This window comes from Erwinia sp. INIA01 (assembly GCF_025947915.1).
In the GTDB taxonomy this organism is placed as follows: Bacteria; Pseudomonadota; Gammaproteobacteria; order Enterobacterales; family Enterobacteriaceae; genus Erwinia; species Erwinia coffeiphila.
The window spans coordinates 20266-32043 of the sequence record NZ_JAPDNC010000019.1 but is presented as its reverse complement, the minus strand read 5'-3'; the positions used below and the strand labels follow the sequence as shown (position 1 = coordinate 32043).

At 56.6% G+C, this 11778-nt stretch carries 10 protein-coding genes and 5 tRNA genes; all 15 read right to left on the bottom strand.

The genetic code is table 11. The features are described 5' to 3' along the window. Position 1 precedes the first annotated feature (1 nt). Positions 2-75 (bottom strand) — tRNA-Pro (locus OMR58_RS23890). A gap of 76 nt (positions 76-151) precedes the next feature. Further along, positions 152-228 (bottom strand) — tRNA-Pro (locus OMR58_RS23885). Between the two features lie 31 nt (positions 229-259). Beyond that, positions 260-346, bottom strand: a tRNA-Leu gene (locus OMR58_RS23880). A gap of 13 nt (positions 347-359) precedes the next feature. After that, positions 360-435 (bottom strand) — tRNA-His (locus tag OMR58_RS23875). 73 nt (positions 436-508) lie between these two features. Continuing rightward, a tRNA-Arg gene (locus OMR58_RS23870) sits at positions 509-585 on the bottom strand. A gap of 178 nt (positions 586-763) precedes the next feature. After that, the gene (wecG, locus tag OMR58_RS23865) at positions 764-1504 is read right to left on the bottom strand and encodes a lipopolysaccharide N-acetylmannosaminouronosyltransferase (protein WP_105595141.1); all 741 of its coding nucleotides are present in this window, start codon (positions 1502-1504) and stop codon (positions 764-766) included. A 22-nt stretch (positions 1505-1526) separates the two neighbouring features. Beyond that, positions 1527-2894 (bottom strand): ECA oligosaccharide polymerase, encoded by a 1368-nt coding sequence (gene wzyE, locus OMR58_RS23860; RefSeq protein WP_105595140.1) that lies wholly within the window; start codon positions 2892-2894, stop codon positions 1527-1529. Next, a complete protein-coding gene (locus OMR58_RS23855; RefSeq protein ID WP_264547154.1) occupies positions 2891-3967 on the bottom strand; it encodes a TDP-N-acetylfucosamine:lipid II N-acetylfucosaminyltransferase in 1077 nt (358 codons plus the stop codon). The genes wzyE and OMR58_RS23855 overlap by 4 nt, the downstream gene beginning before the upstream one ends. Continuing rightward, positions 3967-5214, bottom strand: coding sequence for a lipid III flippase WzxE (gene wzxE / locus OMR58_RS23850; protein WP_264547171.1), 1248 nt, complete (start codon positions 5212-5214; stop codon positions 3967-3969). Before wzxE ends, OMR58_RS23855 begins: the two co-directional genes overlap by 1 nt. A gap of 1 nt (position 5215) precedes the next feature. After that, on the bottom strand, positions 5216-6346 hold the full coding sequence (gene rffA, locus OMR58_RS23845) for a dTDP-4-amino-4,6-dideoxygalactose transaminase (RefSeq protein ID WP_105595137.1): 1131 nt from the start codon (positions 6344-6346) through the stop codon (positions 5216-5218). Next, positions 6343-7038 carry a dTDP-4-amino-4,6-dideoxy-D-galactose acyltransferase gene (gene rffC, locus OMR58_RS23840; protein ID WP_444861344.1) on the bottom strand — a complete coding sequence of 232 codons (696 nt, stop codon included), beginning with the start codon at positions 7036-7038 and terminating at the stop codon, positions 6343-6345. The genes rffA and rffC overlap by 4 nt, the downstream gene beginning before the upstream one ends. Positions 7039-7074: 36 nt before the next feature. Next, on the bottom strand, positions 7075-8337 hold the full coding sequence (gene wecC / locus OMR58_RS23835; protein ID WP_264547152.1) for a UDP-N-acetyl-D-mannosamine dehydrogenase: 1263 nt from the start codon (positions 8335-8337) through the stop codon (positions 7075-7077). Beyond that, positions 8334-9464, bottom strand: a complete 1131-nt coding sequence (gene wecB, locus OMR58_RS23830) for a non-hydrolyzing UDP-N-acetylglucosamine 2-epimerase (RefSeq protein WP_200547530.1) — start codon at positions 9462-9464, stop codon at positions 8334-8336. The genes wecC and wecB overlap by 4 nt, the downstream gene beginning before the upstream one ends. A gap of 10 nt (positions 9465-9474) precedes the next feature. Beyond that, positions 9475-10536, bottom strand: coding sequence for an ECA polysaccharide chain length modulation protein (wzzE, locus tag OMR58_RS23825; protein WP_200562705.1), 1062 nt, complete (start codon positions 10534-10536; stop codon positions 9475-9477). Positions 10537-10582: 46 nt separating this feature from the next. Then, positions 10583-11671, bottom strand: coding sequence for a UDP-N-acetylglucosamine--undecaprenyl-phosphate N-acetylglucosaminephosphotransferase (gene wecA / locus OMR58_RS23820; protein WP_200562703.1), 1089 nt, complete (start codon positions 11669-11671; stop codon positions 10583-10585). Positions 11672-11778 lie beyond the last annotated feature (107 nt).

Here is an 11778-nt window from a genome sequence, read left to right as displayed (position 1 = left end):
GTCGGCGAGAGAGGATTCGAACCTCCGACCCACTGGTCCCAAACCAGTTGCGCTACCAAGCTGCGCTACTCGCCGAACTGTACTACCTTACTGCATCGCCCAAAACCCTCAGGCTTTAAGCAAAAACCCCGCTAACGCAGGATTTTAAAATTGGTCGGCGAGAGAGGATTCGAACCTCCGACCCACTGGTCCCAAACCAGTTGCGCTACCAAGCTGCGCTACTCGCCGAATACTGCTTCACTTCACTCTAAAGATTTTGTGGTGCGAAGAGAGGGACTTGAACCCTCACGTCCGTAAGAACACTAACACCTGAAGCTAGCGCGTCTACCAATTCCGCCACCTTCGCATTCAACAAAATCTGGGGTGGCTAATGGGACTCGAACCCACGACAACTGGAATCACAATCCAGGGCTCTACCAACTGAGCTATAGCCACCACAACTACTTCCAACTACGTACTTCTTATAACGCGGTAATGATACCACCGCAGCTCTTGCGCACAAACTTAATGGCGCGCCCGACAGGATTCGAACCTGAGACCTCTGCCTCCGGAGGGCAGCGCTCTATCCAGCTGAGCTACGGGCGCGTAGCGCCGTTGCGGATGTGCATACTACGGATAGGAGCCTTACCTGTCCAGTGCTTTTTTCACAAAAAAACGCGTTTGATTACGCTTTGTGCATTCCGTCTAAACTCGCAGCATTTTTCCGCCTTTTCGGACGGAAAAACCACGGCAGCAACGAATTACCGTCGCAATTTATCCAGAATTAAAGATCGCCTTTCCAGTGATAGTTGAGATATTTCAGCAGTCTGAGCTGGCGTTTAAGACGCGACGGTTGTGAAAGTAAGCGATAGAGCCACTCCAGACCCATTTTTTGCCAAATTCTGGGGGCGCGTTTAACGTGGCCGGTAAACACATCGTAGGTGCCCCCCACGCCCATATACAACGCATCCGGATAAAAAGCCTTGCAGTCACGCATTAGCAGCTCCTGCCGAGGCGATCCCATTGCCACCGTGACCAGCTTTGCTCCGCTGGCAACGATACGCGCCAGCAGTGCATCGCGCTGGTCAGGCGTGAAATAGCCATCCTGCGCCCCCACAATATTCACATTCCACTGACGGCGCAGTTTATCCTGGGTTTGCTCAAGCACGTCAGGGCGCCCGCCAATCAGAAATACCGGCGTACCCTCGCGCCCGGCCCTCTCCATGAGTGCTTCCCACAGGTCGGCCCCGGCAATCCGGGATACCTGAGCCTGCGGGTACTTCTTACGAATCGAACGCACAATGCTGATGCCGTCGGCATAGCGATATTCGGCAGCGGTAATGAGATTAAAGATTTCGGCATCATTTTCCGCCGTCAAAACCTTTTCCGCATTGATCGCTACCAGCGTTCCACTCTTCAGCTTTCCATCCTGATTGAGGTAATCAACAAACTCCGCCATATCGCGAAACCCGGCCAGCGACAGGCCACGAATTTGATACTGCGGCACGGTTACAGAGGCATGCATGGTATTTACCTTAAGTCTGAAATCAAAACGGCCCGCTTGCCGCATCCGGCTGTGCGGCAAGCGGGCGAATACCGGTACGGTCGCGGACTAAGCCCGCGCTATCCAGTAACCAGTACAGCAGCTTCGCCACCACCACGCAGACCGCAAAAATGACACAGAAGAACACCACTCTGGAAGCAAACGCATCCAGACCTTCTCGCGCCAGTACAATCATGTTAAACACCGCACCAAAGCAGAAGCTTTGCAGGATCGCGGCCTTATAGCGGTTCTGTTCCTGCTGGCCTTTTTCATACAGCCAGTCAAACCATTTAATAATCAACCCGACCGCAACGGCACCGAGTGGAATAAACAGCGCGCCGCCCATGACCAGCAGTGAGCCAATAAGCGTCGGTGATATCGCCAGACCGGAGTGGTTATCCAGCACTTCCCAGGTAAAGTAGTTCGCACTGTTCAGCACCAGTGACGGGCGACCGTGCCACAGCCAGCTGGGAATGAATACGTAGAAATCCCGTACGATCGGTGCCAGCCCCTGGAAACTGATTTTGTCGTAGTTTTGCAGCAGTAACCCCAGATTCTCCCACGGCGAGAACGTATCGCGGGTGAGGTAGAGGAAGGTGTAAAACGCCTCCGAGCCGCTCACATCCAGGTTATAGCGTTTCAGCGCCAGCCAGAACATGCCGACAATACCGCCGACGCCCGCCAACACCAGCATCCACAGAGTGATCCAGCCGCGGATAATGCCGATAAACAGGAACAGGGCGAAGGCGATAATAATGTTGGCGCGCGTACCGCCCACTATCACATAAGTCAGCAATCCGAAGGCAACGGTACTGACTAAAAACAGCAGCCAGCCGCGAAAATCCTGCTTCAGGAAGTAGACCACCAGCATCGCCGGGATAAAGAAGTAGAAGAAGCGCTTCAGGGCAACGCCCGAAACATCCGCCGAGAAAATCTGACTGTAGCTGTGCAGTTTGAACAGCAGGAAGCCGTTGTGCATGAAGAACACGCTGACCGTGCCCAGCGCGACCAGCGCCAGCAATATCCAGCTCAGGTTCGCCTCGACCCGGTTGATGGTGAACACCTGCCGCGGTGGCCTGGTGCTGCGCGCGCGCAGCCGGGTTTTATAGCTTACGTAGTAGATGGCATAGAAGCAGCTCGCCGCCAGCAACGCCTGTAGCAGGAATTCCGGCGGCACCACGGCGACGTTAAAGCCAAACACCAGCACGCTGGTAAACGGAAAGCCAAAGAAGAAGGTCAGCAAGAACAGCAGCGAGAAGAAAACATTAAAATTGAACCGCACCCGGCGAAACTCGCGCCAGGTCAGCGTCAGGATAAATCCAGCGCCCAGCAGCCAGACCACCAGCAGCCCGGAAAATTCTAATAAGCTCATACGCTTTCTCCCTCAACCAGCCGCAGCGCCTGCTGCCAGCCCGCCAGATAGCCCGGTTCAAAAAAGGCAATCTGCTGCTTATCCATCAGGCTCAGCTGCCGCTGCGCTTCGCTGACCGTCGCGGCATCCAGCGCGTCACCAGTAAACAGTACCGGCACCTGCTGCTCAACCAGATCCTGCCAGAACGGGTTTTTACGATTCAGGACAAACGGAATGTTGGCCTGAATCAGCAGGCACAGCGTGCCGATCCCCTGCTGGCGTTCAAAGATAAACCAGCCGAGATCGCAGCTGGAGATCAGCTGCAGATAGTCACTGAATTCAATTTTCTCCGTCAGCAGCTGTACCTGACCGGAGGTAAACAGCGCATCGGCTGCGGCACGCACGCGGGAGATATAGACGTCATTATTCGCCGGATAGCCCAGCGGCACGACAACCTTCACTTCATCGCCGAACTGCTGATGGATCTCCTGTAGCGCCTGGATATGCCGGTTGCTGGCATCACCCGAGTTGCCCAGCAGGATCGTCAGTGGGCCTTGATGAGGCTGAGCGACAGGGACGTTCTGCGCCAGGCGAGTTGGGAAATAGAGCAGCGACGCGGGCACGCGCGAATGGCGCTGATGGAAATGATTGATGTCGCCCCGGGTAGCAAACACCTGCGCCACGCGCTTCTGCGCCTGCCGACGCAGCAGATAGAACAGGCGGAATTTCAGGCTGATCGCATCCTCGTACAGATCCGCTCCCCAGATATGCCAGTAGAGCTGTGAACGCGAAATCTTCCCCCCCAGCAGCGCCAGCCAAAGCTTGGGGTTAAACTGGCCGTGGCAGAAGAAGCGCGTCTCACGCTGGCGACGAGCCAAAGTGATAACCGCTTCGGCCAGCGCGCTTTTATCGGCGAACACGCAAATTTGCAGCCGGGGATACTGCTCAGCCACAGAGGGCTGGTTTGACACCAGCCAGAACTGACGCGGGGCCGCCGTGGGCACCACGTCATAAATTACCTGGTTAAAAAAGCCCAGAACCGTCTGATTATGATGCGGTATATCCGAGCCTAAAAGATGGATTACTGTGGTCATTATCGTCTACGGTAGAGAGTAAATACGCCTGCACAGAGCGCAAAGTAAGCGATATAGGTCGCCATATATGCCTGCGCTGCCCCTGCCGCACCGTGCAGCGGGATCAGCCAGCGGGAAAATCCAGTGAGCAGGATAAACTGGCTCACTTCGGTCAGAATGTAAAAACGCAGTGATGCCTTAGCGATCACCAGATAGCCGAAGACGTAGCAGCCGACCTTCAGCACATCGCCAATCAGCTGCCAGACAAACAGGTCGCGCATGCCGGTAAACTGGCTGGAGAACAGCAGCCAGATGGCGAAGTCGCGCAGCAGCCAGACGCAGAAACTGGCCACCATTACCGCCGGGAGAACAAAGCGCAGCGCGCGAATGATCTCCCGAGAAATATCCGCTTTATTCTCCAGTCTCGCCAGCGTTGGCAGCAGCCAGACGCTAAACGAAGCGGTAATAAACTGCAGATAAGCGTCGGAGATGCTGCTCACCCCCTGCCACAGCCCTACCTGCTCCCAGCCCGCGTGCGCCTGCAGCAAATTACGCATCATCACCCACGCCACCGGAAGCGTGACGGCGGTAATCAGCGCCATCACCGTAAACTTGCCGAGCTGACGGGCATACTGCGGCTGCCACACCGGCAGCAGGTAATGCATCGGCAGATGGTCACGACGGGCCAGCACCGCCATCGCCGGGATCATCACCAGCGCGGGCACCATCGCCAGCCCAACCAGCGCGCCGCTGTAGCCGCCCAGCCAGTAGCAGACAAACCATGCCGCCACGCCGATGATGCTGCCCACAATCAGCGCCAGCGCATTCCCGGCCGCATCGCGGAAGCCTTTGACGATCGCCAGCGCCAGGTTAGCCCAGGCGATGCCCAGCTGTAAAAACGCCACGATGCGAATCACCTGCTGGTACTTCACATCATCAAACAGCGCCTGGCTGATAGGGGCGGCAAACAGCAGGAAACCGACCGCCAGCAGCAGCGAGAACCCGAGAACCATCGCCGACGCCGTGCCGGTCACCGCACGCAGCTCCGTTGGCTGCTGCTGATGCTGCGCCACCAGCTTGGTCACACCATTGAAGATCCCTGCCCCGGCCAGCACGCCCAGCACGGTAATCAACTGGCGGAAGTTACCCGCCTGCCCCACGCCCGACGGGCCGTACGACACCGCTAACATCTTCACCACCAGCAACCCGGCAGCAATCTTAATCAGCGTGGACGCGGCGGTCCACACGGAAGCTCTGGCCAGCGACATATCAGGAAAGATAGCTGCGTAAGGAGCCAATTACCGTTTTCTGATTATTATCAGAAAGGTTATAGAACAGCGGCAGCCTCAGCAGGCGGTCACTGTCCTGCTGGGTATAGCGATCGGTGCCGTGGAAACGGCCAAAACGCTGCCCGGCAGGCGAACTGTGCAGCGGGATATAGTGGAACACCGCCATGATTTCGGCCTCTTTCAGCCAGGAAATCAACGCGGTACGGTCGTCGTTATCACGCAGCTTCAGGTAGAACATATGTGCGTTGTGCTCGCAGTCTGCCGGGATGCCCGGCAGAGAGATCCGTCCACGCGCGGCGAACGGTTCCAGCGCGGTGTAGTAATTTTGCCAGAGGTGTAAACGCTGCTGGTTGATGCGCTCCGCCGCCTCCAGCTGCGCCCAGAGATAGGCGGCCTGTAAATCGGCCATCAGATAGCTGGAGCCGATGTCGCGCCAGGTATATTTGTCCACCTGCCCACGGAAGAACTGGCTACGGTTAGTGCCTTTTTCGCGGATGATTTCCGCACGCTCAACCAGCGCCGCATCGTTAATCAGCGTCGCCCCGCCCTCGCCCCCGGCGGTGTAGTTCTTCGTTTCGTGGAAGCTGAAGCAGCCAATATGACCAATGGTGCCCAGCGCCCGGCCTTTATACGTCGACATCACGCCCTGTGCGGCATCTTCAATCACCCAGAGTTTATGCTTCTTCGCCAGCGCCATAATGGTGTCCATCTCGCAGGCCACGCCCGCATAGTGGACCGGCACGATCGCCTTAGTGCGCTCGGTGATCGCCGCTTCAATCAGCGTCTCGTCAAGATTCATCGTATCCGGGCGCACATCGATAAAGACAATGGTGGCGCCGCGCAGAACGAAGGCATTGGCGGTAGAGACAAACGTGTAGCTCGGCATAATCACTTCATCGCCGGGCTGAATGTCGATCAGGATCGCGGCCATTTCCAGCGAGGCGGTACAGGACGGGGTCAGCAGCACCTTACGGCTGCCAAACCGCTGTTCCATCCACTGCTGGCAGCGGCGGGTAAAGCCGCCATCGCCGCACAGCTTACCGCTGCCCATGGCCGACTGCATATATTCAAGTTCAGTTCCCACCACCGGTGGTGCGTTAAACGGGATCATGGCGTTTTCCTGTATAACCAGTAGGCGGTACGTTCAATCACGCCACCGCAGCGAAGATAGAGGCGCAGCGCTGCAAGGTTACCCAGCTGCGTTGCAACGTGAAGTCGGGTCAGACGCCGGGCGCGGCACCAGTCATTTGCCGCATCCATCAGCCGCTGGCCAATCCCTAATCCCTGATAAGCGGGCAGCACGGCCAGTAGCCCAATGCGCGCCGTCCGGTCTTCCAGCTCGCGCAGAGAGACAAAGCCCTGCATAGCACCCTGCTCATCCACCGCCAGCAGGCACTGATGGTCGAAAGTGCCGCGAATGGCATTCTCAATCCACTGCGCGTAGAAGCGTCCGCTGTCGCCCACGGCAAACCAGGGCGCACGAAAGCGGCTCCAGATAAAGGCTTCACTCGCCGCCTGCCGCAGGGCCGGAATATGTTCGGCGCGGGCGATGCGAATACCGGTCGGGCGCTCGGCGGGGGTGATGTCCAGCACGCAGTCCGCCTCGCCCTCCACCATGCTGAAACCCAGGGCGCTGAGCGCATCCAGCTCGGCACTTTGCTGTGCCAGGACTTTCACCTGTACCAGCGGCCAGTCATCCAGTGCGGCGATATCCAGCGGCGTTTCGCCCTGCAATTCCAGCAGGGCACTTTGCTGACCGAAAAATGCATTTTCCCAGGCGAGAGGTTTAAGCGTGGCAAACATACGCACCTCCACGGGCAGGAAAAGCGAATGGGTTAATCATCGCCACACGCCTTTGGTATCGACGATATAGCTCTGCTGCACGGCTTCCGGCCTGATGGCTTTAAACTGGCGGTGATCGACCAGCATCACCAGCACATCTGCCTGCTGAAGCGCATCGTCCAGCGCCAGCAGCGTGACCTTATCGCGCAGTTTTTCCGGTAGCTGGTGTATGTGCGGCTCCACCACCAGCGTACTGCCCTGATGCCAGTCAGCAATCAGTCGGGTGACCTGCATCGCAGGGCTTTCCCGCAGATCGTCGATGTCCGGTTTAAACGCCAGGCCGAAGCAGGCAATTTTCAGGTCGCTGGCGCGCTTATCGCTGGCCATCAGGCACTCTGCTACCCGCTGCTTCACCTGTTCCAGTACCCAGTGGGGTTTAGCATCGTTGACTTCACGCGCGGTGCGGATCAAACGCGACTGCTGCGGGTTTTGCGCGACAATAAACCAGGGATCGACGGCAATACAGTGGCCGCCGACGCCCGGTCCCGGCTGCAGGATATTCACCCGCGGATGGCGGTTAGCCAGGCGGATCAGCTCCCAGACATTAATCTGCTGCTCGGCGCAGATCAGCGAAAGTTCGTTGGCAAAGGCGATGTTAACGTCGCGGAAGCTGTTCTCGGTGAGTTTGCACATTTCCGCTGTGCGGGCGTTGGTCACCACGCACTCACCTTCAAGGAACAGGTTGTACAGGTCGCAGGCACGCTGCGAGCTGGTGGCGGTCATGCCGCCGATAACCCGATCGTTTTTAAACAGCTCAATCATGACCTGCCCTGGCAGCACACGCTCCGGGCAATAGGCAATGTGGATATCCGACGCGTCGCCCGCCTGCTGCGGGAAGGTCAGATCGGGACGTTCGCCGGCCAGCCACTCGGCCATCTGCTCGGTAGCACCCACCGGCGAGGTGGACTCCAGGATCACCAGATCGCCTTTCTTCAGCACCGGCGCAACCGAGGCCGCAGCGGCACGGACATAGGACATATCGGGCTGATGGTCGCCCTCAAACGGCGTAGGAACGGCGATCAGAAAAGCGTCAGCGGGTTCCGGCCGGGTGGCGGCACGTAAGAATCCCCCCTCAACGGCGGTTTTCACCACCCGATCGAGGTCAGGTTCAACAATATGGATTTCACCACGGTTGATGGTATCCACTGCGTGGGCATTAACGTCAATGCCGATAACCTGCTTCTGGCGTGAGGCAAAAGCCGCAGCGGTTGGCAGGCCGATATACCCCAGGCCGATAACTGAAATGGTGTTGAAATTCATAATGTAATCCGATTATTTTTTAATGCCTGCACGATGCGCTGGCAGGCGAGCCCGTCGCCGTAGGGATTATGTGCGTGACTCATTGTTTGCCAGGCTGCCTCATCGGTCAGCAGGCGGGTCACTTCACTGACTATTTTAGCGCCATCGGTCCCCACCAGCCTGACCGTACCGGCCTCAATCGCTTCGGGACGTTCAGTGGCATCGCGCATCACCAGCACCGGTTTACCCAGCGACGGTGCTTCTTCCTGGATGCCTCCTGAATCGGTGAGGATCAGCCAGGCCCTGTCCATCAGCCAGACAAACGGCAGGTACTCCTGCGGCTCTATCAGAATGATGTTGTCAATGCCTTTAAGGATGCGATTCACCGGCTCGCTGACGTTCGGATTGAGGTGGACCGGATAAACAATTTGCAGCTGCGGATGCAGACGGGCGATTTCAGCCAGTGCGTTACAGATACGCTCAAAACCACCGCCAAAGCTTTCCCGGCGGTGTCCGGTGACCAGCAACAGCTTTTTATCGGCATCGAGAAAAGGGTATCTGGCCGCCAGACCGTTTCGCAGCTTTTCATCGCTTAGCACACGATCCCGCACCCAGAACAGCGCATCAATGACCGTATTGCCCGTAACAAAAATACGCGAGTCAGGCAGATTTTCACGTACCAGGTTCTGCCTGGAACGTTCGGTCGGTGCAAAATGGTAGCTGGCAAGGTGCCCGGTCAGCGTGCGGTTAGCCTCTTCAGGCCAGGGAGAGTAGAGATCGCCGGTACGTAAACCCGCTTCGATATGCCCGACGGGGATACGGTGATAAAACGCCGCCAGGCTGGCAGCCAGCGTGGTCGTGGTATCACCATGAACCAGCACTACGTCTGGGGTAAAATCGGCAAATACCGTTTTCAGCCCCTCCAGGATGCGGCTGGTAATTTCGGTCAGCCCCTGTCCCGGGCGCATGATATTCAGATCGTAATCCGGCACCAGTGAGAACAGATGCAACACCTGATCCAGCATTTCGCGATGCTGGGCAGTAACGCACAGGCGGGACTCTATTTCGTGATCCTGCGCCAGCGCATGGACCAGCGGGGCCATTTTAATTGCCTCGGGGCGCGTGCCAAAAACCGTTAATACTTTCACCGTCGCTCTCTCAATTGGTCCGTTGATTAACAACATGACCCTTGCGAGGTCGGCGTATCAGCGCGGTCCCGGCGCCAGTCAGGGCACCTACTGCCCCCCACATAATCATCAATAACAAACGACGCGGGCTGTCGCGGGTTACCGGTTCTTCCGGCGTACGCAGATAGCGCCAGGTCTGGAATGCTTTAACCAGGGTTGGGCCAACATTGAGCGTAGCCAGCATGGCACGGTTCTGGTCGTACTCAACATCGTAAGAAGGGCCGCTGGCGCGCAGGTTTTCCAGCCGCGCCTGCAGCATTGGCCGCCCCAGCAGGAACAGCTCGGAATCCGGTAGCTGCTCGGAAGGCGTATCGGTTTTCGTCTGCTCGAAACCCTGCTGCTGAGCAATCTTCAGCGCCTGCTCAACGCTGTGGATCTCACGGTCGTAAATCGCGGTAGCGACCGCTTCCTGCCGTTTGATCTGCGCTTTTAGCTGGATGCTGCGCGCCGCCCATGCGCCGGCCAGCTCTTCATTCAGATGCGTCGTTGCGCGTCCATTGGCGAAAGCCACGTACTCGCGCAGCAGCGTATTGGCATCCCCTGAGGTTTCAGCCACCAGCTTAACGGTGTCATTGATGTTTTTCGCCGCATCTGCCGGTTGGAACTGGATATTGGCAATCAACTCATCCAATAACGCGGCATTTTCACGCGCGCTGCCGGTTTGGCGCTGCTTGTAGTAGCCGGACTGTAACCAGAAGTCGCGTCGGGTGTCCCAGGCCGCAAGCTGCATGATAAATTCCTGGTAAGCCTCATCCATGACCGTTGGCTGCGGTGCATTCAGGCTGATATTTCCGGCACGCTGATCCAGATTATTGAGGAACTGCTGCTGGGAGTAGAAGCCGGACAGCATGTTAACCGTCGGCCGATCGGTAATCGCCGTGGTACTCCATTTCGGCGTAACCACCAGCGTGTAGAGCCAGGCCAGCAGAGCAAACAGCACGCCTCCACCAATAATCCAGAATTTACCGCGCCATAGCGCACAGCAAAGACCGCGAATATCCAGCTCGTTATCGGCAGCAACAGGATGGGTCATACATCATTTCCTTATTGTCAGGGCATCTATCAATCAATTAAAAAGTTTAGCTGTCGTTATTGTTATTACGCAGGCGACGCTTTACACGTTTAATCATTCGCGCAACGCGCCAGGCGCGTTTTATGCAGTAGCCATACAGCATAAAAGCCAGCAAAAACAGGATCAGCATGACCCATTCCGGGGTAAAACTCAGATATTCACCCAGTACCCCAATCGCTGCCAGCAGCGCTGCGGCCAGAGTAATCAGCATAAACGCCTGTCGTGAGGTGAAGCCCGCACGCATTATAAGGTGATGAATATGCTGACGATCTGCCGAGAAAGGACTCATTCCTTTGCTCAGACGGCGATACATAATAGCGACCATATCCATCAAAGGAATAGCGATCAACCACAGCGCGGTAACCGGGGTAATCGGATGGCTTTCACCCTGAGTTGCGGCCAGCAGAATCCAGATGATCGTGAAGCCGATCAGGGTGCTACCGGCGTCGCCCATAAAGACTTTGTAACGGCCACCAAACATGCCGAGATTGAGCAGAATGTAGGGGACAATGGCGGCGATCATCGTGAAACACCACATTGCCAGACTGGTCTGCCCGTCAAACAGCAGGATGATACCCATCGCCATAAAAGAGACGCAGGACAGGCCCCCCAACAGGCCGTCGATACCGTCAACCATATTAAAAGCGTTGATCGCAGCCCAGACGGCAAACAGCGTCAGTACATAGCCAAATGGGCCGACAACCAGCTCCCAGGGGCCAAAAATATGGCCAAGGCTGAACAAATACAGCTTGGCCTTCACCATCATTACCACGGCGACGCCAGCCTGAACCACGGCGCGAATTTTCACACTAATATCAAAGCGATCGTCGAGTGCGCCAACCAGGACAAGGCAGCCTGCACATACCAGATAGAGGCTAAAATGGGGGATGTAATAATCGGAAATGGCAAAAGCGAAGCAGCTGCCGGCAAACACGGAAACACCACCGACCAGCGGGATCACACCCTGATGGCGCTTGCGATAGTTGGGTCTGTCCACCAGCCCGATTTTTTTAGCGGCCTTACGGGCAAAAAATAGAAACGCCAGCGAAAAAACAAAAGTCAGTGCAAGCTCAGTACTCATATTGAGTAAATTCACATTAATCAGCTCTCTGCGAAGAATTGCGTAATGTTATAAGCAAAAATAGTGCCATAATCATCCGTGTAATTCTGATTTTATCGACCAGGACGAGCAAAAATTAACCT